Raw genomic sequence first — 22,591 nt, forward strand, 5'->3', positions numbered from 1 at the left:
GGTGGCCGCGCGCGGTCACGGCCCGCGCGCAAATTGCTGGGGTTATATCCATCAACGGCCCGTGTGCAAGGGGCATCGCCCGCCCGCGCGTCACGACGCGGGGGCGTGGCCCGGCGCGTCGTCGAGGATCACCCGGTCGAGCGCGCCCATGCCCCGCCGGTCGCGTTGAGGATAGAGGATCAGCCGGTCGATAACCCGCCCTTTCAGCGCCCCGGCGGCAAAGGTGACAAACCTCTCCCCGCGCGCGGCAAACCGCTCGCGCGCCACGAGATCGGGCCCGAGATAGCCCTCGGCCACCACCTCCGGTGCGCCGCCCTCGGACTGCCAGTCGAGCGAGACGAAGGTGAACGGCACGCCGCGCAGGATCGCGATGGCCCCGCGCCCGCCCATCGTGCCCTCGATCTCGTTCGGCCCGTCGCTGCCGTCGCCGGACTTGCCGGGGCCCGAGATCACCGCGTCGCGGGTGACGATGCGGTATCCGTCCTCGGCCATCTCCCCCGGTGCCGCGCCCTCGCCCGGACCCTCGAAGCCGATCGAGACGGGCCCCGCCTGTGCCATCGCCGCGCACAGGCACAGCGCGCAGGCCCCCGCAATGCCCCGGATCATCGCCAATGCCTTTCCTGAAAATTCCCTTGGTCCAACGCTCGCCCGCCGCCCCCGGCCTGTCAAGCGCGCGGGACCTTGCGCAAACGCGCGGCGAGGCGGCGCTTTTGTGGGTGTCATTCGCCGTGCCAGGCCCTAGGTTCGGGCCAGCAGCGCAAGAGGGTGCAGTTTGCAGATTCGTTTCGATCACGGGCCCATGGACGGGGCTTGCGCCTTTGCGCAGGCCGACCTGCTGATCGTGGCGCGCACCCCGGACGAGGTGCCCGCCGCGCTCGCCGCGATGGATGCCGCGCGCGCCGATGGTGCCTGGCTCGCCGGGTTTGCCAGCTACGAGCTTGGTTACGCGCTTGAGCCGCGGCTCGCGCCGCTCATGCCCGCGCGCCGCCGCCTGCCGCTGTTGCAGTTCGGGGCCTATGCCGCCCCGCGGGGTGCCGCCCCGCCCGATCCCGCCCCGGTGCGGCTCGGCCCCGTCTGCCCCGAATGGGACGCGCGGCGCTACGCAAGCGCCTTCGAGACGGTCCACGGGCTGATCGGTGCGGGCGATATCTACCAGGCCAATCTCACCTTCCCGCTCGGCCTTGACGCGTCCGGCACGCCGCAGGCGCTCTATGCCGCTCTCGCGGCGGTGCAGCCGGTGCGCTTCGGGGCCCTGATCGAGGCCGCCGGCCTGCCCGCGATCCTGTCGCGCTCGCCGGAACTGTTCTTCCGCACCGATGCCGACGGCACCATCGAGACGCGCCCCATGAAGGGCACCCAGCCGCGCAGCGATGACCCGGTCGAGGACGCGCGCCGCCGCATCTTCCTGCAAACAGACGAGAAGAACCGCGCCGAGAACCTGATGATCGTGGACCTCTTGCGCAACGATATCAGCCGGGTGAGCGTGCCGGGCTCGGTCCGGGTGCCGGCGCTCTTCTCGGTCGAGACCTACGAGACCGTGCACCAGATGACCTCGCGCATCGCCGCCGATCTCGCCCCCGGCGTGACGCTCTCGGACATCCTGCGCGCGCTCTTTCCCTGCGGTTCGATCACCGGCGCGCCCAAGATCCGCGCGATGGAAATCCTCGCCGGGCTCGAACCGGCCCCGCGCGAGATCTATTGCGGCACCATCGGCTGGGCCGCGCCCGACGGGCGGGCCGAGTTCAACGTCGCCATCCGCACGCTGATGGTCGAGGCGGGGCGCGCCCGGCTCGGTGTGGGGGGGGGCGTCGTTTACGACAGCACGGCGCACGGCGAATACGAAGAGGCGCTGTGGAAGGCGCGCTTTGCCCGCGCGCTCGCCCCGGCCCCGGTCTGATACCTCACGCCGCCGCGCCGCGCCCCTCCGCGTCAGCGTCCTCGCGATAGAGATAGTCTCGCGTCAGCGGTACCGCATCCTGACTGCGCGCCATCTGGAACTGGAACACCACCTGATTGTTGAGCCGGAAGGTCAACTCGCTGGCAATCAGGTAATAGCGCCACATCCGGCAGAACCGCTCGTCATAGAGCGCGCGCACGCGGTCGATATTGGCCTCGAACCGCCGCCGCCATTCCTTCAGCGTCTCGGCATAATGCAGCCGCCACACCTCCACGTCGGTGGTCACGAGGTCCTGTCGCTCCACCGCGCCCACCGCCTCGGACATGGCCGGGCAATAGCCGCCGGGAAAGATGTATTTCAGGATCCACGGGCTCGTCGCCCCCGGCGGCTCCGCGCGCCCGATGAAATGGATGAGCGCGATCCCCTCGGGTTTCAGCAGCCGCGCCACCGTCCCGAAATACGCGTCGTAATGCGGCACGCCGACATGCTCGAACATGCCGATCGACACGATCCGGTCGAACTGTCCCTGCACATCGCGGTAATCCATCAACTCGAACCGCACCCTGTCCGACAGCCCCGCCCGTGCGGCGCGGGCATTGGCGATCTCGTGCTGTTCGCTCGACAGCGTCACCCCCGTCACCCTGGCCCCGAAATCGCGCGCCAGCGTGATCCCCATGGCACCCCAGCCACAGCCGACATCAAGCACCCGCATCCCCGGCTCGATCAGCAGCTTGCGGGCGATATGCTGTTTCTTGGCCGCCTGTGCCTCTTCCAGCGTCATGTCGGGCCGCGCGAAATAGGCGCAGGAGTAATTGCGGTCCTCGTCGAGGAACAGGTCGTAAAGCTCACCCGACAGGTCATAGTGATGCGCCACGTTGGCCCGCGACCGCGCCACCGGGTTGAACTGATCCAGCCGCCGCCTGAGACGGCGCAGCGCCTCCAGCGGACGGCGGAACCACGGCTGCCCCTGCGCCGCGATGTTGGCGATGGCGAGGCGCAGAAAGCCCTCGATATCGTCGTCCCCGATGGTGAGCGTGCCATCCATGTAGCCCTCGCCCACCCCCATGTCGGGCGACAGCACGATCCGCCGCGGCAGCGAGGGATCGTGCAGCACCACCGCGCTCTGCGGGCCGTCGCCGGGGCCATAGGCGCGCGTCGTGCCGTCGGGATAGGTCACGCGCAGCCGCCCGTGGCGGAAAAGATGGGTCAACAGATGATCGAGGGCCTTGCTCCACATCGCACACCTCCAATCCCGCGCCGTTCCGGCATCGCGCATTCGGGATGCCGACCCGCAGCGTCGGTATTCTATTGGATTCAAGCCGTCTGTAAAGGATTGGTCCCGCCCCCGGCCTTGACTTTGCCGCGCGCCCCATGTGTATCGGCGCGAACCCGATGACGAACGCCACCACCGCCGATCCCGGCCCCGGAGAGTGAAAATGCACGCATATCGCAGCCATACCTGCGCCGATCTGAGACAATCCCATGTCGGAGAGGGCGTCCGCCTCGCCGGGTGGGTTCACCGTATCCGCGATCACGGCGGCGTGCTGTTCATCGACCTGCGCGATCACTATGGCGTGACGCAGGTGCTGTGCGACCCCGACAGCCCGGTTTTCGATGCCGCCGAGGGGCTGCGCGCCGAAAGCTGCATCCGCATCGACGGCACCGTCAAGGCCCGCGACGCGAGCCTCGTGAACCCGAAAATCCCCACCGGCGGGATCGAGGTCTATATCCGCGACATGGAGGTGCTAGGCGCCGCGGGCGATCTGCCGCTACAGGTGTTCGGCGATCAGGAATACCCCGAGGAGACGCGCCTGCGCTACCGCTATCTCGATCTGCGCCGCGAGGCGATGCAGCGCAACATGGTGCTGCGCTCGGATGTGGTGGCGTCGATCCGGCGGCGCATGTGGGAGCGGAGTTTCCGCGAGTTCCAGACGCCGATCATCACCGCGTCGAGCCCCGAGGGCGCGCGCGATTTCCTCGTGCCCTCGCGCCTGCACCCGGGCCGATTCTACGCGCTGCCGCAGGCACCGCAGCAGTTCAAGCAGCTCATCATGGTGTCGGGCTTCGACAAGTATTTCCAGATCGCGCCCTGCTTCCGCGACGAGGATCCCCGCGCCGACCGCTCGCCCACCGATTTCTACCAGCTCGACATGGAGATGTCCTTTGTCGAGCAGCAGGACGTGTTCGACGCCGTCGCCCCGGTGATCGCGGGCGTGTTCGAGGAATTCGGCGAGGGCGCGCGGGTAGACGCGCCCGAGACATGGCCGCAAATCCCCTTCGCCGAGGCGATGCTCAAATACGGCTCTGACAAGCCCGACCTGCGCAACCCGATCGAGATGCAGGACGTGTCCGAACATTTCCGTGGCTCCGGCTTCGCCATCTTCGCGAAATTGCTGGAGCAGGAGGGCACGCAAATCCGCGCCATCCCCGCCCCCACCGGCGGCAGCCGCAAGTTCTGCGACCGCATGAACGCCTTCGCCCAGAAAGAGGGGCTGCCGGGGATGGGGTACATCTTCTGGCGCGATCAGGGCGACGGCATTGAGGCCGCAGGCCCCCTCGCCAAGAACATCGGCCCCGAGCGGACCGAGGCGATCCGCCAGCAGCTTGGCTTGGGCGTGGGCGACGCCGCCTTCTTCCTCGGTGGCAAACCGCAGGCGTTCGAGCGGGTGGCCGCCAAGGCGCGCGACGTGATCGGCGAGGAGTTGAAACTCACCGAGCAGGACCGCTTCGCCTTTGCCTGGATCGTCGATTTCCCGATGTACGAGGCGGATGAAGAGACCGGCAAGGTCGATTTCAGCCACAACCCGTTTTCCATGCCGCAGGGCGGGCACGACGCGCTCGACGGCGATCCGCTCGATGTGCTCGGCTACCAGTACGACCTCGCCTGCAACGGCTACGAGATCGTCTCCGGCGCGATCCGCAACCACCGCCCCGAGATCATGTTCAAGGCGTTCGCACTCGCCGGCTACGACGAATCGGAGGTGCGCAACCGCTTCGGCGGCATGGTTAACGCGTTCCAGTACGGTGCGCCCCCCCACGGCGGCTGTGCGGCGGGGATCGACCGCATGGTGATGCTGCTCGCGGGCACCTCCAACATCCGCGAGGTCATCATGTTCCCGATGACCCAGCGCGCCGAGGATCTGATGATGAACGCCCCCTCCGAGCCGACCCCGGATCAGCTCATGGAACTCGGGCTCAGGGTCATCCCGCAGGAGTGACGCCCGCCATGTCGGACAGCCGCCCCCTCGGTCCTCAACTGTCGGATTGGCGGCCACCGCCCGCACCCGATGGCACGCCGCTGACCGGGCGCTACGCGCGGCTCGACCGGCTCGACGCGGACCGACACGCGGTCGATCTGCACCGCGCGATGAGCGACGATAACGCGCTCTGGGATTACATGCCCTACGGCCCGTTCTCCTCGGCCTCGCAATACCACCGCTGGGCGCGCGAGGCGGCGGCGTGGGACGACCCGCTGTTCTACGCGATCACCGATCTGGATACGGGCCGGGTCGGTGGTGTCGCCAGCTATCTGCGGATCAAGCCGGAGGCGGGCAGCATCGAGGTGGGTCATATCACCCTCGCCCCGGCGTTGCAGCGCACCCGCGCCGCGACCGAGGCGATTTACCTCATGATGGATTGGGCCTTTGACGCGGGCTATCGCCGGTTCGAGTGGAAATGCGACGCGCTCAACATGGCCTCGCGCCGCGCGGCGCAGCGCTTGGGGCTGAGCTACGAGGGCACGTTCCGGCAGGCCACCGTGGTCAAGGGCCGCAACCGCGACACCGCATGGTTCGCGGCGATCGACGCGGACTGGCCCGCGCTGAAAGAGGCGTTCGGCTTCTGGCTCGACCCTGCGAATTTCGACGCCGCCGGACAGCAGCAAGAGCGCCTCGGCACGCTCACCCGCCTCGTCCGCGTGACGTCGGATCCGGCACAGCACGAGGGCTGACAGCCCCGGGCAACGCCGCTCAAGTTGCCGCGCGTGTCGTCAATCGGGCGAGATATTGCCCGGCAGGATCCCGAACACCAGCACCGGACAGCCGCCGCTCCGCCCGGCGGCGATCCGGCTGATGAGCTTGTGCGTGCCGGTGGTACTGGCCCCGAATTTCGCAGCAACGGTGTTTGACGTCTCTCGCCCCTCGCGGTCGAGGCAATAGCCCAGCGACTGAAAGAACTCCTGAGACAACTCGCGCGTCACGATCACGCCCACGTCGATCACGCCCGCCTCGAAGAAACTGCGAAAGGCGTAAAGATCGCGGTCGTAGGTCTGGTCCTTGCTGTTCCATTCGTAGTCAAAGGCGACACGCCCGCGCCAGAAATCCACGAGGTGATTGTGGATGTAATCCGCGCGCAGGATGCGGTCGATTTCCGGGGCCTTGTCGCCCTTGCCCTCGCGCAGCCGCACCAGCAGGTCGGCCTCGATCCGCACTTCCTGGTGAAATCCCTCCGCCGCGGCCAGTTCGGCAAACCGGGCCGTCGCCGACATCCGGTTTCCTCCGGGAGAGCGGATTTCGGTCCGGCTGATGGTGAAGCGTTCGAGAACGCGCAGGATCGCCGCCAGTTCCTCGGGCGAACGCTGCGCCAGCACCGCCGCCGCGCTGCGGTAGCTTGTGACCGAGTATCGTGATGCAAGCTGTCCGCCGATCTGCGCCCGGACCTGCGCGGCCTCGTCGAACACCGCATCTTCGACGCGCCGGGCCATGCTATTCCGCCGCAACGCCCGAATTATACGGATACGTCTTCCACCCAGGCTTGTAATCGGCATCCGCCTGATTGCCCCAGACGGTCCAGCCGTCACGCACGCCGCGTCCGAACAGCTCCAGATACGGGCCCCAGGAACAGCCCTCGATCAACTCGTATTGCTCATCCGGCTTGCGCGAATGCTCGCGCTTGCGGGTCTGCATCATGTTCACCTGCCGCCGTCCGGGGGGCAGGGTGCGGGCGTTCTTGCCGCGCGTGCCGAACAGCAGCAATTCCGTCACGTTGCGGAAATAGAAGCCCACGCCGCGCCCGTCGCTGCCGCCGTCCTTGCGGATCTTGTGCCAGACGATGTTGGACTTGTAGTCGAACCCCCATGCGCGCAGCACCTCCAGCCCCTCGGGCAGGAGCGCGTTGGGCACCCACAGGTAGCAATGCGCCGCATCGGTCAGATACTCGGCCACCGGCAGCGCGCAAATCTCGCCCAGCGTCATCGTGGGATAGCGCGACAGGCGCTTGTGCTCCGGCGCGACCTTGCCGGTGCGGTTGGTGAATCGCCACGGCGGGTCGGCCATGACACAGCCGAACCGGTCTTGCCCCAGGAAACGGCGCAGGTCTTGTGTGGCGGGATGCTCCATAGCCGACATCTTGATGGACTCCCCCCGTACTGTCATGGTGAACAAGACTAGAACATAGCCCTTAACAGACCGTCAAGACAAGCCCGGCAAACCGTCTCAGTCGTGAAACGGCGTCACCTGCGCCACGATCACCGCGTTCTCGTCGCGGGCGCGGGCCATGAGCGCGCGCTCGTCGTCGCCGATATCAAAGCCGTCGGCCTCGCGCTCCTCGCATGTGCCGTGGCCGGTCACGTCGAGCGGCGCCATCCCCGCCTGCTTGAGAATCGCCACCGCCTCGCGCACCGCCTCGGCCTCGTCCACGCCCGAGGCGTAGACCATCAGCGCCGCGCCGGTGGCGTCGCCCGGCAGCCCGTCGCCCGCCTTGCGCCCGACCTCGACGACGAGGGTATAGACCTGTTGTGCCGTGTCCCTGCTCATCCGCGCGACATGCGCCGGTGCCCGCCGCATGTCAAGCCGTGCCGGGCCCTTGTCGCCCGGTCTCAGCCCTGCGCGATCACCTGCACCGTAACCGCCCCGATATAGATCGCGAAGAGCAGGACGCTCTCGATCCCGATCCGCGCCGGCCCGTGTTTCTGCCGCAGGATCAGCCCCGCCAGCAGGACCGAGGTCATCAGCAGGCCGACCGCGATCCAGAACACGTCCGCCGCCTGCATCGCGTGATAGATCGAGCCGTCGCGATAGGCGATGTCCGACAGCACAAGAAACAGTACGTCGAAGGTGTTGCCGCCGATGATTCCGCCCACGGCCAGTTGCAATGCGCCGCGCCGGATCGCCGCCAGCGTGGTGACAAGCTCGGGCATCGAGGTGACGACCGCCGTGATCAGCGCCCCCACGAGGCTGGAGCCGAGCTGGTAGCGCGCGATAAGCTCTGTCCCGACCTGGCTGATCACCCATCCCCCGGCCCCCATCAGGCAGACGAGCCCGCCAAAGACCAGCAGCGGGCCGGTCACCGGACGGTGGCGTTCGGCCGCGTCCTCGGGCACGTCTTGGCGCGTTTGGCTGGTTTGCGTCGGCCGCCACATCGGCGTCTCACGGATGCGCGCGCCCACCCGCACCGAGGTCGCGTAGACCAGGAACAGCACGACCGAGACCGGGTGAAGCCCGGCCACCGCCACCTCCGGCCCGGCCATCGCCGCCAGCGGCAGGCTCAGGAGGCCGATCAGCACCACGCACTGGAACAGGTTGGCCGGTTCGGCCACCGCGTGTTCGAGGTTGCTGCGCCGGTAGAGCACATCGGCGATGGCGAGGAACAGGGTCTGTGCCGCGATGCCGCCGATGGCGTTGGAGATGGCAAAGCTCGCATCTCCCGCGCTTGCCGCGGTGACCGATACCACCGTGCCCGACAGCGACGTGGCCGCGCCGAGCAGCGTGGCGCCGATGATCGCCTCGCCCAGCCGGGTCCGGTCGGCGATCACGTCGGCCAGCCCGGTCGCCCGCAACGAGCAGACGATGACCACCCCGGCGGCCCCGGCAAACAGCGCCATCAGCAGCGGGAACGACAGCGCCGGGATCATCTGCGTGCCCCGGCGCGCAGCGCAGGATCACCCTCCGCGCTCATGGCCTCGGACCTGTGACAGGGCGCCGTGGTGTCACCTCAGTCGCGCAACAGCTCGTTGATCGCGGTCTTGGACCGGGTCTGCGCGTCCACCCGCTTCACGATCACCGCGCAGTAGAGGTTGACGCCGCCCTTCGACGGAATCGACCCCGAGACCACCACCGAATAGGGCGGCACCTCGCCGATGAACACCTCGCCGCTCTCGCGGTCCACGATCTTGGTGGACTTGCCGATGAACACGCCCATGCCGAGGACCGAGCCCTCGCGCACGATACAGCCCTCGACCACCTCGGAGCGCGCCCCGATGAAACAGTTGTCCTCGATGATCGTCGGCCCCGCCTGCATCGGCTCCAGCACACCGCCGATGCCGACGCCGCCCGACAGGTGCACGCCTTTGCCGATCTGCGCGCAGCTTCCCACCGTCGCCCAAGTGTCCACCATAGTACCTTCGTCCACATAGGCCCCGAGATTGACAAAGGAGGGCATCAGCACCACGCCGGGCGCGATATAGGCGGATTTGCGCACCACGCAGTTCGGAACCGCGCGGAAACCGGCGGCGCGCCACTGATTGTCGCCCCATCCCTTGAACTTGTTGTCGACCTTGTCCCACCAGCCGCCGCCCTGCGCGCCGCCCGGATGGATTTCCATGTCGTGCAAGCGAAAGCCCAGAAGCACCGCCTTCTTGGCCCATTGGTTGACGCGCCAGTCGCCGTTCTCCTGCCGCTCGGCCACCCGCAGGCGGCCCGAATCGAGCGCGTCGAGCGTCGCCTCGATGGCCTCGCGCGTCTCGCCGCCGGTCTTGGGCGTGATGGTGTCGCGCGCCTCCCAGGCGGCTTCGATGGCGGTTTCCAGTTGGGCGTTGGACATCTGCGTTCCCCCGGGGTCAGTGTTCGCGTTGTCTTCGCCTATAGGGGCAAGTCCGGGCCGGATCAATGCGACGCGATGCGGGGCGCAAGCGACCCGGGCCCCGCCGCGCCCCGTCATGCCCGCCTGCGCGGGCATGACGGGGCGCTCGCTCAGGGGCGTGGCGGCCTCAGCCGCGCATCCGCTCGGATTTCGGGTCGTACATCGGCCGCAGGCTCGCCTCGGCCCGCACCCGGCTGCCCGCCACGTCGATCTCGTAGGACGAGGCCAGCACCTGTTCGGCGCTCTCACCCTCGCACGGCACGTATCCCATGCCGATGGCCCCGCCGAGATGATGGCCATACGCCCCCGAACTCAGATACCCCACGATCTCGCCATCGCGCAGCACCGGCTCGTTGTGGTAGAGCATCGGCTCCGGGTCGGTCAGCCGGAATTGCAGCATCCGCCGCTCCAGCCCCGTCTCCTTCTTCCGCAGCACCGCGTCGCGCCCGATGAACGCGGGCTTGGCGGTCTTGACGGCAAAGCCGAGCCCCGCTTCCAGAACGTGATCCTCGCAGGTGATGTCATGGCCGAAATGGCGAAACGCCTTTTCGATGCGGCAACTGTCCATCGCGTGCAGCCCGCAGAGTTTAACCCCGTGATCGCTGCCCGCCTCGGTCAGTACCTCGAAGACATGGCCCGCCATGTCCGCACTCACGTAAATCTCCCAGCCAAGCTCGCCCACGTAAGACACGCGATGCGCCCGCGCCAGCCCCATGCCGATCTCGATCTGCCGCGCCCATCCGAAGGGATGGGCGTCGTTCGACAGGTCATCGGGCGACACCGCGCGCATCAGGTCGCGTGCCTTCGGCCCCATCACCGCCAGAACGCCCTCGGCAGCCGTCACATCCGTGATCACCACCATCCGGCCCCCCAGATGCCGCCGCAGCCAGGTCTCATCCGCCAGCCGCGTGGCGGCGGGCGTGACCACCAGCCAGGCGGTCTCCGAAAGCCGCGTCACGGTCACATCCGCCTCGATGCCGCCGCGCGCATTCAGAAACTGCGTATAGACGATCCGCCCCACCGGCACGGCCATATCCGCCCCGCAGACATGGTTGAGAAACGCCTCCGCCTCCGGCCCCTCGACCCGCAGCTTGCCGAAGCTCGACATGTCGTAAAGGCCCACGCCCTGCCGGATCGCGCGGTGTTCTTCGGCGGCATTGTCGAACCAGTTCTGCCGGCCCCAGCCATAGCGATACTCGCGCTCTTGCCCGTCGCGCGCATACCAATTGGCGCGCTCCCAGCCCGCCGCCTCGCCCATCACCGCGCCGCGCGCCAGCAATTGCGCGTGAAACGGCGAACGCCGCACGCCCCGCGCGGTAGCCTTCTGCCGGTAAGGGTAGTGATCGGCATAGAGCAGGCCAAGCGTCTCTTTCGATCGCTCATAGAGGTATTGCCGGTTGCCCTGAAACGGCTGCATCCTGGAGACATCCACATCGCCCAGGTCAAAGGGCTTCTCGCCATCCTCCATCCATTGCGACAGCGCATGCCCCGCGCCGCCCGCCGACTGGATCCCGATGGAGTTGAACCCCGCCGCCACCCAGACATTGTCCATCTCGGGTGCCAGCCCCAGATGATAGGCATCATCGGGGGTAAAGCTTTCGGGACCGTTAAAGAACGTGTGAATCCCCGCCTCGGCCAGCATCGGCATCCGGCTCACCGCCGATTCCAGAATGGGCTCGAAATGGTCGAAATCCTCCGGCAACTGGTCGAATTCGAAACTCTCGGGAATGCCCGCCATCCCCCACGGCTTGGCATCGGGCTCAAACGCCCCGAGCATCATCTTGCCCGCATCCTCCTTGTAATAGGCGCATTCATCCGGCACCCGCAGAACCGGAAGCTGCGAAAGCCCTGCGATCGGCTCGGACACGATATAGAAATGCTCGCACGCATGCAGCGGCACGTTGGTGCCCGCCATGCGCCCCACCTCATGCCCCCACATGCCCGCGCAATTCACTACATGCTCGCAGGCGATATGGCCCTCGGCACCATCCTCACCGCGCCAGTCCACACCGGTCACGCGGCGGCCCGTCCGCGCGATCCCCGTCACCTTCACCCGCTCGGCCACCCGCGCGCCCCGGCTGCGCGCGCCCTTGGCCAATGCCAGCGCAATGTTTGCCGGATCCGCCTGCCCGTCGGTGGGCAGCCAGACGCCCCCCGTCACCCCCTCGATGTTGAGATGCGGATAGCGGTCCTTGATCTCGGACGGCGACAACTCCTCCACCGGTACGCCGAAGGCGCGCGCCATCGCCGCGCTGCGCTTGAGCTCCTCCAGCCGCTCCGCCGTCAGCGCCGCCGAGATCGAGCCCACCTGTCTGAGCCCCGTGGCGATGCCGGTCTCGGCCTCCAGCCCGGCATAAAGCTCCGCCGAATAGCGCGCGAGCCGGGTCATGTTGGCGCTGGCGCGCAACTGCCCGATCAATCCGGCGGCGTGCCACGTCGTGCCCGAGGTCAGCGCCTTGCGCTCCAGCAGCACCACGTCGGTCCAGCCCAGTTTCGTCAGGTGCCAGGCGACAGAGCAGCCCACCACGCCGCCGCCGATGATGACCACGCGGGCCTGATTGGGAAGATCGGTCATGTTGTGCCTCCTGTCAGCGTTGCGCATTGAGTATTTTTACCAGGAAGAAACCGGGGCTCAGGCAATCCCGTACCCCGCCGCCCGGATGCGCCGCGCCAGTTCCGCGATGTGATCGGGGCCGATCTCGCAGCAGCCGCCGACGATGGTGGCCCCTGCGTCGATCCAGCCCATCACGGTCCCGGCATAGGCGGCGGGGCCGAGGTCGGTGCGCTGTTCGAGCGCATCGACGGTGGGGGCGCTGCCCAGAAACCCCTCGCTGATCTCGGGAAAGCCGTTGGCATAGGCGCCGAAGGGCAGGCCGAACCCGGCGATATGCGGCAGCCCCTGCGTGATCGCCTCGGGCGGCGAGCAGTTGAGCAGGATCGCGGCGGGCGGCATCTCGGCCAGAAGCGGCGCGAGCGCCGAGAGCGGCTCGCCCGAGCGCAGCCGCGTGCCGTCCTCGTCCATCACCGAAACCGCGAGCCAGAGCGGCACGCCCGCCGCCTGCGCGGCCAGACACGCGCCGCGCGCCTGATCGACCGAACACATGGTCTCGAACAGCAGCAGGTCGACGCGGCCTGCGAGGGCCGCCACCGGTTCGGCATAGATGCTTGCAGCCTCATCGCTGGGCGGGCAGAGGTCCGGCCGATAGGATTGCACCAATGGCCCCACGGCCCCCGCCACCCGGCCCGACCCGTGCGCGTCGCGCGCGGCAAGCGCGGCGGTGACCGCGGTATCGGCGAGGCGGCCCACCTGATCGTCCAGCGCGACCCGCACCAGCCGGTCGCGCAGGGTGGCATAGGTGTTGGTGGTGGCCACCGTGGCCCCGGCGGCGAAATAGGCGTCATGCACGTCGCGCACGATCTGCGGGTGATCCATCATCACCTGCGTCGACCAGAGCGGCGTCGCCCGGTCGCCGGAGCGTTTGACCAGCTCCTGCCCGATGGAGCCGTCGAGGAGGGTGATGTCTGTCATGAGTCGGCCTCCGGGGGCAAGAGGACCAGCTTGCCGGTGTGGCTCTTGGCCTGGAACTCCGCCTGCGCGCGGGCGATGTCGCGCAGGGGGTAGGTGGCGCTGATCCGTGGTCGTACCTCTCCGGCGCGCACCATCTCCATCAGCCGGGCAAAGACGCGCGGCGGCTGATACGTGCAGCCGTGAATGGTGATGTCGCGCAGGTAGATGCGGCGCAGGTCGGCATGAATCATCGGCCCGGCGATGGCCCCCGCCACGGCGTAATGCCCGCCGGGGCGCAGCGCGTCGATCTGCGCGGCAAAGCCCGGCCCGCCCACGAGGTCGATCACCGCGTGATAGCGATCTTGGGGCAGGGGGGCGTCGCGGGCGATCACCTCTGCCGCGCCGTCATCCGTCACGGTCGCGGCCTTGGCAGGGGCGGCGGTTCCCGTCACCCGCGCACCCATCCGCGCGGCAAGCTGCACCGCCGCGAGGCCGACATTCCCCGAGGCCCCGGTGATCAGCACCTCCTGCCCCGCCGTGACCCCGGCGCGATCCAAAAGCCCCATCGCGGTGCCGAAACCGCAGGGCACGGCGGCGATCTCGATATCCGAGAGCGGCGCGTCGGTCACATCGCAAAGGTCATCCGCCCGCATCAGGCAGTATTCGGCAAAGGCCCCGTCGATCTCCGAGCCGAGCGCGACGAACCCCACAGGGTTCTCCACCGTGGGCCGGGGGATGTTGATCGGGCAGGTCACGCGCGCACCGAGCGCCGGGGTGGTGACGCCCGCGCCCCGCGCCACCACCTCGCCGCAAATGTCGCCGCCCTGAATGAGCGGAAAGCGCAGCGCCCCCGACCAGCCCCCGGCCTCGACGCCGTCAGCCGTCTCGCCCGTCGCCCCGGTCACCTCCGCCGCATACCAGCCCTCGCGGGTGTTGATATCGGTGTTGTTGACCCCCGCCGCCCGCACACGGACCAGCACCTCGCCCGCACCGGGGCGCGGCACCGGGATATCCTCGCGCCATTCCAGCACCTCGGGTCCGCCATGGCGGGTGAGGGTGACGCCGCGCATGGTGGCGGGCAGGGTCACGCGCGCAGCCTTTCGTTCTCCGGGTCCCAGAGCGGCGCGTCGGGCTGCACCTCCGCCGGGCACCGCTCGCCGTAGATTTCAACCTCCAGCTTTGTGCCCGGAACCGCCAGATCCGCGCGCAGCATGGCGAGCGCCACCGAGGCACTGACCCGGTACCCCCAGGCCCCGGAGGTGGTCTCACCCACGATCTCGCCTCCGTGCCAGATCGAGGACATGTAAGGCGCATCCGCCGCCCCCGCCTCGACGATCAGCGGCGCAAAGCGCTTGGCCACGCCCCGCTGCTTCTCGGCCAGCAGCGCCGCCTTGCCCGGGAAGTCCTGCGGCTTGTCGAGCTTGACGAACCGCTCCAGCCCGCCCTCAAGCATCGAGTAATCGGTGGACAGATCGCCCTTCCACGCGCGATACCCCTTCTCGATGCGCAAGGAGTTCAGCGCCCACATGCCAAAGGGTTTTGCTCCCGCGTCGACGACCGCCTCGTAGATCGCCGGGATATCGGCGTTTTCCGCATGGATTTCCCAGCCGAGTTCGCCGGCGAACGAGACCCGCAGCAGCGCGGCCCATCGCCCCGCCACCTCCGCTTCCTGAAAGCTGAGCCAGGGCAGGGACAGGTCGGCGTTGGTGAGGGGGCTGAGCACGTCCCGCGATTTCGGTCCGGTGACGATCAGGGTCGACATCCGGTCGGTCCAGTCCTCCAGCGTGAAACCGGCCCCCTTGGGCATGTGCCGCTCCAGCCATTCGCGGTCATGCCATTGCGCAGACGCGGCGGTGACCAGCACGAACAGGTCCTCGGCCTCGCGCGTCACCGACATCTCGGTGACGATGCGCCCCCGGTCGTCGGTGAAATACACGAGCCCCACGCGCCCCACCTTGGGCAAGGCGCCCGTGACCAGCCCGCGAAGCCAGTCATCGGCCCCCGGCCCCTGCACCTTGAACCGTGAGAAACCGGGCAGGTCGAGCACGCCGCAATGGTCTCTCACCGCCTCGCATTCTTGCCGGATGCGCGGCTCCCACGGCCCCGCGCGGTCCCAGGTCTGCGTGGCCTCTTCAGACGTGTCGTCGCCCGGTTGCGCAAACCAGTTGGCGCGCTCCCAGCCGTTATAGTCGCCCATCTGGCCGCCCATTTCCTTGATCCGGTCATGCACGGGGCTGAGCTTGCGGTCGGGTGCAGCCGACCAGCGGTGCCAGGGGAAATGCATGGCGTATTCGTGGCCATAGACTTCCATCCCCTTCGCCACGCAATACTCGTGATCGGTGTAATCGGTGTAGCGGCGCGGGTCGCACGACCACATGTCCCACTCGGGCGCGCCTTCCGTCACCCATTCGGCCAGCACCTTGCCCGCGCCACCGCCCTGCGCGATGCCAAAGGTGAACACACAGGCCTCGAACGCATTGGGCACCCCCGGCATGGGGCCAAGCAGCGGCATCCCGTCCGGCGCATAGGGGATCGGCCCGTTGATGATCTTGCTGATCCCCGAGGTGCCCAAGAGCGGCACCCGCGCCATCGCGTCGGTCACGATCTCCTCGATCCGGTCGATATCCTCCTGCCAGAGCTGAAAGCTGAAATCGTCGGGCATTGGATCGCTCGGGTCGGCCCAATGGGCGCGACAGCGTGGCTCGTAAGGCCCGAGGTTAAAACCGTGCTTTTCCTGCCGCAGGTAGTAGGAGACATCGACGTCACGCAACAGCGGCAGCTTGCGGCCCTGCTCCTTCGACCACGCCTCGATCTCGGGGATTTCCTCGGACAGAAGGTATTGATGGCTCATCACCATCATCGGCACGGTCCGCCCGCCATAGGGCTTGAACCATTCGCCGACACGCTGCGCATAATAGCCCGCGGCGTTCACCACGATCTCGCAGCGGATCTCGCCCTTCTCGGTCTCGACAATCCATTCGCCGTTCTCACGCCGCACGCCAGTCGCGGGGCAAAAGCGGATCACTTTCGCCCCCATCTCGCGCGCGCCTTTTGCCAGCGCCTGCGTCAACTGCGCGGGGTCGATATCGCCGTCGTTCGGATCATAGAGCGCGCCCTTCAGATCATGCGTCTCGATGAACGGATAGCGCGCCTTGATCTCGTCCACCCCGAGGATTTCCAGATCCATCCCCTGATGCCGGCCCATCCCCTTGGCGCGCTCGAATTCCTGCATCCGCTCGCGGCTATGCGCCAGACGGATCGAGCCGGTCTGATGATAGTTCATCGGATAATCGACCTCGCTCCCCAGCCGCGCGTAAAGCTCGGTCGAATAGCGCTGCATGTTCATCACCGACCAGCTTGTCGAGAAGGTCGGCACATTGCCCGCCGCGTGCCAGGTGCTGCCCGCGGTCAGCTCGTTGCGCTCCAGCAGCACAGAGTCCGTCCAGCCCGCGCGGGCCAGATGATAGAGGCACGAGGCCCCGACCGCGCCGCCGCCGATGATCACCGCCCGCGCGGTGCCTGGTATGTCAGCCATGTCTCCCCTCCCTCAGTCCTTCTGCGGCACGCCGTCCGCGATGTCGTAATAGTCGCCCTTGTCGGCGACAAAGATATGCTTCTCCAGCCGCAGCCCGGTCGGCTCCTCCAGCGCGCCGAGCGCAAAGCTCATCGTGTCCTCCGCGTGCGCCGCCCAGAACAGCGACGATCCGCAGCGCGGGCAGAAACCGCGCTTGGCCGTCTCGCTCGCCTCGTACCATTTCACCGTTCCCGAAATACTCAAATCCGACCTTGCCACGTAGGCCGACGCCCAGAGATGGCCGGACTGCCTGCGGCACTGGCGGCAATGACACACGCTGACACCCTCGGGCCTGGCATTGACCTTGAATGAGATGTCGCCACACAAACAGCTACCCTCAAGCATTTGAACCTCCTCTGGAGCCGGGGAATTGGGGCAATCCGTCGTTGATCACGTAATAGTCGCCTTTATCTGCGACAAATACATGCCTCTCCAGCGTCAGCCCCGTAGGCTCGTCAATCGACGCGGCGGTAATGGCGATACGCGCTTCGCCCTCCGGCTTCCAGAACAGGGTAGAGCCGCATATGTCGCAAAATCCGCGTTCAGCCGTGGCGCTGGCACGATACCAGGTCAGGCCCTCATCGTGCTCGAAGGTCAGATCGTCCTCTGCCACCGAGGTGGCCGCCCATAGGTGCCCGGATTGCTTGCGGCATTGGTGGCAGTGACAGGCGGTGATAGACCGCATTGGCCCGCTGATCACAAAGGCCACCGCGCCACAAAGACACGATCCCTGATGCATCACACCCTCCCCGGTGTTGCGGCGCTGCCCAATGCCACGCCATAGATCACGAAGGCGGCGGCCATCGCGCGCCGCAGCCAGACATTGAATACCGCGCCCAATGCCGCCCGCCCCAGCCCCGCGCCAAGCGCGGTGAAACCGGTGTAGCTCAGCGCCGTGATGCTGAGGGCGGTGGGAAAGATCACCCACATCTGCTCCCAGATCGGCACACCCGGTTGCACGAATTGTGAAAACGCGGCGAGGTAGCCCGCCACGCTCTTGGGGTTGATCGTGGCCACCACGAAGGCCCGCCAGAAGACCGACCCGCCGGTTTGCGTGGCCCCCCCGATGGGCCGCCGCGCCCGCATCCAGCCGCGCACCCCCAGCCAGATGAGCACCGCGGCCCCCAGCAGTTTCGCGGCCTCGAACGCCACCGGCGAGGCGGTGATAAGCGCGGTAATCCCCGCCGCCGAGAGCGTCAGGAACAGCACCGCCTGCACCAGGATCGCCGCCACGCCCCATAGGCCGCGACGAAAGCCCACGGTCATCCCGTTGGTGATGCAGTTGACATGATTGGGTCCCGGCGTGGTGACGAACACCACCCAGAAGAGCGCAAAGACGGTCCATCCCTCGACGTTCATCCCCGCCTCCCGCTCAATAGACCGGCGGGGCGATCACCCAGATCGCCACACAGGGGGTGTCATAGGGGTTGGCCCAGGAATAGGTCTCGCCGCGAAAGCGAAAGCTGTCGCCGGGGCCGAGCGTAAAGCAGCGCCCGCCGATGCTCAGGTCGAGCTGCCCCGACAGGACATAGCCGACCTCCTGCGTGGGCCGCTGTGCCGGGCGCTGCATCCGCGAGTGGGGCTTGAAGGTCGAGTGGATCACCTCGAAATCGTCGGTCAGGTCGGGCGACAGCAATTCCTCGATCAGCCCTTCCTCGCCCGAGCCCATCGGCCGCCGCGCGCCCGCGCGCACGACATAGCCCTGCTCCTGCGCGGGCGCGCTCGCGTGCCCGAAGAGCAGCGACATCGGCACGCCCAGCACCTCGGCCACCTGCCGCAGGTCGCTGATCGACGGCTCCGACAGGTCGCGCTCGACCTGACTGAGCCAGCCGACCGACCGTCCCAGCCGCGCCGCGACAGCCGCCAGCGTCAGCCCCCGTGCCTTGCGCAGGGCGCGCAGATCGGCGCCCAGCGTGCGGGATTCGCTCGGGTCCTGTTGCAGCATCGGCGGTCTGTCCCTTCGCAGATTCTTCATGATCCGATCCTGCGCGCGGAAAATGAAAATTCCAAGGATTTTTTCATATGGCGTGGCCGGGACCGACGCGATACCGACGGAATACCGACACGATATCGACACGGCTACAGCCGCTTTTCGCGGATGACGCGCCCGGCGTGCCGTGCTACGTGCAGGCCATGAGCCAACTGCCCTCCAAGGCGGAAATCCTGCAATGGATCTCCGACAACCCGACCCTCACCTCCAAGCGCGATATCGCCAAGGCCTTTGGCATCAAGGGGGCTGCGCGGATCGACCTCAAGCGCGTCCTGCGCGAGCTCGAGGCCGAGGGACATCTTGAGAAACGCAAGAAAACCTACCGCGACCCCGAGCGCCTGCCGCCGGTAACGGTGTTGCAGATCAATGCGTTGACGCCCGATGGCGAGCTTCTGGCGCGGCCTCTGGAATGGCATGGCGAAGGGGTGGAGCCGGTGGTGATGGTGCTGCCCCGCGCCGCCGATCCGGCGCTGGGCGAAGGCGATCGTATCCTTGCGAAATTGCAGGAGGTGCGCGGCGAGACGCATCACTACGAGGCCCGCCTGGTCCGCCGCATCGGCGCCAACCCCCGGAAGGTATTGGGAATTTTCCGCAAAAACGAAGAGGGCGGGCGGATCGTGCCGATCGACAAGGGCGAGGGCAGGGAATGGCTTGTTTCCCGCGACGCCACCGGCGGCGCACAGGATGGCGAGCTTGTCGAGGCCGAGCAGGCGGGGCCCGCAGGGCGCATGGGTCTGCCCCGCGCGCGCGTACTCGACCGGCTGGGCGACCCTTCGGCTCCCAAGGCCGTGTCGCTCATCGCCATCCATCAGCACGGCATCCCGGACGAGTTTCCCGACGAGGTGATCGCCGAGGCCGACGCGATGAAGCCCGCCGGTCTCAAGGCGCGCACCGACCTGCGCGACCTTGCCCTCATCACCATCGACCCGTCCGACGCGCGCGACCATGACGACGCGGTCCTTGCCCATGCCGATGACGACCCGGAAAACCCGGGCGGTCACGTCATCTGGGTCGCCATCGCCGATGTCGCCCATTACGTCCGCCCCGGATCGGCGCTTGATACCGAGGCGAAAAAACGCGGTAATTCCAGTTACTTCCCGGATCGCGTGGTGCCCATGCTGCCCGACCGCCTCTCCGCTGACCTCTGCTCTCTGCACGAGGGTGTACCGCGCCCCTGCATTGCCGTGCGGATGCAGATCGACGCCAACGGCGAGAAGCTCGGCCACCGCTTCGTGCGGGGGCTGATGCGCTCTGCGGCATCGCTCACCTATGATCAGGTGCAGGCGGCGATGGATGGCGCGCCCGATGACAAGGCCGGGCCGTTGCTGGAGGACGTGATCCGCCCGCTCTATGCCGCCCACGCCGCGCTGGCCGAGGCGCGCCACCGGCGGCAGCCGCTCGATCTCGACCTGCCCGAGCGCAAGGTTGAACTGAGCGACGAGGGCCGCGTGACCTCGGTGCGTTTCGCCGAGCGGTTCGAGGCGCACCGGCTGATCGAGGAATGTATGGTTCTGGCCAACGTCGCCGCCGCCGAAGAGCTGAACGCCCGCAAGAGCCCGCTGCTCTTTCGCGTCCACGAGGAGCCGCCGCCGGAAAAGCTCGACACGCTGCGCGAGGTTGCCGAGGCGGCGGGGCTGGTGCTGGCCAAAGGGCAGGTGCTGCGCACGGCGCATCTCAACGCGCTGCTCAAATCCGCGCGCGATACCGATCACTCTGAAATCATTAACATGTCCACCCTGCGCGCCATGACGCAAGCCTATTACGCGCCGCAGAATTTCGGGCATTTCGGGCTGTCGCTGCGGGCCTATGCGCATTTTACCTCGCCGATCCGGCGCTATGCCGACCTGATCGTGCACCGCGCGCTCATCACGGCGCACGGCTGGGGCGAGGACGGGCTGTCGCCGGTCGAGATCGAGCGGCTCGACACCACCGCGCAGCATATCTCGGACACCGAGCGCCGCTCGATGGTGGCTGAGCGCGACACCAATGACCGCTACCTCGCCGCCTTCCTGTCGGAGCGTCTTGGTGAGGAATTCACCGGCAAGATCAGCGGCATCGCCCGGTTCGGCGTGTTCGTGAAACTGGACGAGACGGGGGCGGACGGTCTCGTGCCGATGCGCGCGCTGGGGGCCGAGTACTTCCATTTCGACCGCGAGCGCGGCACCCTGATGGGGGCCGATACCGGGCGCATCATCGCGCTGGGGCAGCGCGTGACGGTGCGGCTGGCCGAGGCGGCCCCGGTCTCGGGCGGGCTGGCTTTTGATCTGATCGACATCGAGGGGGCGAAGGTGCCCAAGGGGTCGGCCACGTCGCGCGGCAAGCCGCCGCGCCGCAAGATCGGCACCGCACGGCGCAAGGCGGCCAAGCTCAAGCGCAAGGCGGCGCGCAAGCGCGGCTGAGATCGGCGGAGCCCCGCGCGACCATGCCGGGATCGCTTTCAAGCGGAAAACAATCGCGTTATCATCAACCGATAATCCGGGCAGACGGAGGCAGGCGATGCGGGCGGGACTGGTGGTGATGACGGGCGTGGCGCTCTTGTTGGGGGAGCCACTTGCGGCATCGGTGACAGAGTCTCTGCGCCCGCAATCGCGCCCCGGATCGGGCACGGTGAACGCGGTGGCGGTGGTTTCGGTAGAGGTGCCGGTTCGCAGCCTGCGCCCGCGCGCGCGCCCCGAGGCGGTCGGGGATGCCCGCGTCACGGAGGCGAGCGGCAATGCCGGTTTTGACCGCTGGATCGTGGGCTTCCGGTCGCGCGCGGCGGCGGCGGGGATCCGGCGCGACGTGCTCGAAAGTGCGTTTCGCGGCGTGCGCTACGATCCTGAGGTGGTGGCCAAGGACCGCAACCAATCCGAGTTCAAGCGCGAGATATGGGACTATCTTGACGCGGCGGTGTCGCCCAAGCGGGTCGAGGACGGGCAGGCGGCGCTGCGCCGCCATCGCCGGACGCTCAACCGGATCGAGGCCCATTACGGCGTGGAAAAGGAGATCGTTACCGCGGTCTGGGGCATGGAGAGCACCTTTGGCACGCGGCTGGGCGATCTGCCGCTGGTGCAGTCGCTGGCGACGCTGGCCTATGACGGGCGGCGCGGGGCGTTCTTCGAGAAGCAGTTGATGGCAGCGTTGCAGATCCTGCAATCGGGTGACGTGAACCCGCGCGCCATGAAGGGCTCGTGGGCAGGCGCGATGGGACACACGCAGTTCATCCCGACCTCTTATCTGGCCTATGCCGTTGATTTCACGGGCGACGGGCGGCGCGACGTGTGGTCGGACAATCCCACCGATGCGCTCGCCTCTACCGCCGCCTATCTCAAGCGGTTCGGCTGGCGCAAGGGGATGCCCTGGGGGGTCGAGGTGCGGGTGCCGCGCGGTGCGTCCTTTGGCGGTGCCAGCCGGATGCCCTCGGACTGGGCTGCACGCGGCGTCGTAGGGACCGACGGGCGCCCGGTGCGCGACCACGGCTCGGCGCGCATCCTGCAGCCGGCGGGGCCGGAGGGGGCCTCGTTCATGGTGTTCGCCAATTTCGACGTCATCAAGCGCTACAACAACGCCGATGCCTATGCACTGGGCGTCGGGCATCTGGCAGACCGGATCGCGGGCGGCCCGCCCATCGAGGCAAGCTGGCCGCGCGGTTACGATCCGCTGAGCTTTGACGAGCGCAAGGAGATGCAGCGCCGCCTCAGGCGCAAGGGCTTTGCGGTGGAAAAGATCGACGGGATCGTCGGGCCCAACACGGTAGACGCGATCCGCGCCTTCCAGCGGTCGGTCGGGGCCGAGGCTGACGGCCTGCCGTCACAGCAGCTTCTAAGCCTATTGCGGCGCTCCTGA

General features: G+C 67.7%; 20 protein-coding genes. 5 read left to right on the forward strand and 15 right to left on the reverse strand.

The features are described 5' to 3' along the window. Positions 1–90 precede the first annotated feature (90 nt). Positions 91–606 carry a hypothetical protein gene (locus ACFFU4_RS17425; protein WP_377071153.1) on the reverse strand — a complete coding sequence of 172 codons (516 nt, stop codon included), beginning with the start codon at positions 604–606 and terminating at the stop codon, positions 91–93. Between the two features lie 166 nt (positions 607–772). On the opposite strand from ACFFU4_RS17425, the gene ACFFU4_RS17430 reads away from it, so the two are divergent. Then, positions 773–1,897 (forward strand): aminodeoxychorismate synthase component I, encoded by a 1,125-nt coding sequence (locus ACFFU4_RS17430; RefSeq protein WP_377071154.1) that lies wholly within the window; start codon positions 773–775, stop codon positions 1,895–1,897. 4 nt (positions 1,898–1,901) lie between these two features. On the opposite strand, the gene ACFFU4_RS17435 is transcribed toward ACFFU4_RS17430, so the two are convergent. Then, on the reverse strand, positions 1,902–3,134 hold the full coding sequence (locus ACFFU4_RS17435) for a class I SAM-dependent methyltransferase (protein WP_377071155.1): 1,233 nt from the start codon (positions 3,132–3,134) through the stop codon (positions 1,902–1,904). Between the two features lie 199 nt (positions 3,135–3,333). Here ACFFU4_RS17435 and aspS point away from each other — a divergent pair, with 199 nt between their 5' ends. After that, positions 3,334–5,115 (forward strand): aspartate--tRNA ligase, encoded by a 1,782-nt coding sequence (aspS, locus tag ACFFU4_RS17440; protein WP_377071157.1) that lies wholly within the window; start codon positions 3,334–3,336, stop codon positions 5,113–5,115. Positions 5,116–5,123: 8 nt separating this feature from the next. Beyond that, positions 5,124–5,846 (forward strand): GNAT family N-acetyltransferase, encoded by a 723-nt coding sequence (locus ACFFU4_RS17445; protein WP_377071158.1) that lies wholly within the window; start codon positions 5,124–5,126, stop codon positions 5,844–5,846. Between the two features lie 39 nt (positions 5,847–5,885). On the opposite strand, the gene ACFFU4_RS17450 is transcribed toward ACFFU4_RS17445, so the two are convergent. From ACFFU4_RS17450 to ACFFU4_RS17510, 13 genes are all read right to left on the reverse strand, one after another. Beyond that, a complete protein-coding gene (locus ACFFU4_RS17450; RefSeq protein ID WP_377071159.1) occupies positions 5,886–6,599 on the reverse strand; it encodes a BglII/BstYI family type II restriction endonuclease in 714 nt (237 codons plus the stop codon). Position 6,600: 1 nt separating this feature from the next. Continuing rightward, on the reverse strand, positions 6,601–7,233 hold the full coding sequence (locus ACFFU4_RS17455; RefSeq protein ID WP_377071160.1) for an MT-A70 family methyltransferase: 633 nt from the start codon (positions 7,231–7,233) through the stop codon (positions 6,601–6,603). Between the two features lie 96 nt (positions 7,234–7,329). After that, positions 7,330–7,650 carry a DUF8846 family protein gene (locus ACFFU4_RS17460; RefSeq protein ID WP_377071162.1) on the reverse strand — a complete coding sequence of 107 codons (321 nt, stop codon included), beginning with the start codon at positions 7,648–7,650 and terminating at the stop codon, positions 7,330–7,332. 62 nt (positions 7,651–7,712) lie between these two features. Then, the gene (locus ACFFU4_RS17465) at positions 7,713–8,747 is read right to left on the reverse strand and encodes a sodium:calcium antiporter (protein ID WP_377071163.1); all 1,035 of its coding nucleotides are present in this window, start codon (positions 8,745–8,747) and stop codon (positions 7,713–7,715) included. Between the two features lie 80 nt (positions 8,748–8,827). Next, entirely contained in the window at positions 8,828–9,655 is an 828-nt protein-coding gene (gene dapD, locus ACFFU4_RS17470) for a 2,3,4,5-tetrahydropyridine-2,6-dicarboxylate N-succinyltransferase (protein WP_377071164.1), read from the reverse strand. 166 nt (positions 9,656–9,821) lie between these two features. Then, complete coding sequence (locus ACFFU4_RS17475; protein ID WP_377071165.1) at positions 9,822–12,269, reverse strand: GcvT family protein; 2,448 nt, start codon at positions 12,267–12,269, stop codon at positions 9,822–9,824. A 57-nt stretch (positions 12,270–12,326) separates the two neighbouring features. Further along, positions 12,327–13,223: a homocysteine S-methyltransferase family protein gene (locus ACFFU4_RS17480; RefSeq protein ID WP_377071166.1), complete on the reverse strand. Its 897-nt coding sequence runs from the start codon at positions 13,221–13,223 to the stop codon at positions 12,327–12,329. After that, entirely contained in the window at positions 13,220–14,284 is a 1,065-nt protein-coding gene (locus ACFFU4_RS17485) for a zinc-binding dehydrogenase (RefSeq protein ID WP_377071205.1), read from the reverse strand. Before ACFFU4_RS17485 ends, ACFFU4_RS17480 begins: the two co-directional genes overlap by 4 nt. Before the next feature lie 2 nt (positions 14,285–14,286). Continuing rightward, on the reverse strand, positions 14,287–16,737 hold the full coding sequence (locus ACFFU4_RS17490; RefSeq protein WP_377071167.1) for a GcvT family protein: 2,451 nt from the start codon (positions 16,735–16,737) through the stop codon (positions 14,287–14,289). A gap of 12 nt (positions 16,738–16,749) precedes the next feature. Beyond that, positions 16,750–17,121 carry a GFA family protein gene (locus ACFFU4_RS17495; protein ID WP_377071168.1) on the reverse strand — a complete coding sequence of 124 codons (372 nt, stop codon included), beginning with the start codon at positions 17,119–17,121 and terminating at the stop codon, positions 16,750–16,752. Then, positions 17,114–17,515: a GFA family protein gene (locus ACFFU4_RS17500; protein WP_377071169.1), complete on the reverse strand. Its 402-nt coding sequence runs from the start codon at positions 17,513–17,515 to the stop codon at positions 17,114–17,116. Before ACFFU4_RS17500 ends, ACFFU4_RS17495 begins: the two co-directional genes overlap by 8 nt. Next, positions 17,515–18,135, reverse strand: coding sequence for a LysE family translocator (locus ACFFU4_RS17505; RefSeq protein WP_377071170.1), 621 nt, complete (start codon positions 18,133–18,135; stop codon positions 17,515–17,517). The genes ACFFU4_RS17500 and ACFFU4_RS17505 overlap by 1 nt, the downstream gene beginning before the upstream one ends. Before the next feature lie 13 nt (positions 18,136–18,148). Then, positions 18,149–18,751, reverse strand: a complete 603-nt coding sequence (locus tag ACFFU4_RS17510) for a helix-turn-helix domain-containing protein (protein WP_377071171.1) — start codon at positions 18,749–18,751, stop codon at positions 18,149–18,151. A 158-nt stretch (positions 18,752–18,909) separates the two neighbouring features. Here ACFFU4_RS17510 and rnr point away from each other — a divergent pair, with 158 nt between their 5' ends. Continuing rightward, positions 18,910–21,165, forward strand: a complete 2,256-nt coding sequence (gene rnr / locus ACFFU4_RS17515; RefSeq protein ID WP_377071172.1) for a ribonuclease R — start codon at positions 18,910–18,912, stop codon at positions 21,163–21,165. Between the two features lie 97 nt (positions 21,166–21,262). Further along, complete coding sequence (locus ACFFU4_RS17520; RefSeq protein WP_377071173.1) at positions 21,263–22,591, forward strand: lytic murein transglycosylase; 1,329 nt, start codon at positions 21,263–21,265, stop codon at positions 22,589–22,591.

This window comes from Roseovarius ramblicola (genome assembly GCF_042430665.1).
Lineage (GTDB): Bacteria > Pseudomonadota > Alphaproteobacteria > Rhodobacterales > Rhodobacteraceae > Roseovarius > Roseovarius ramblicola.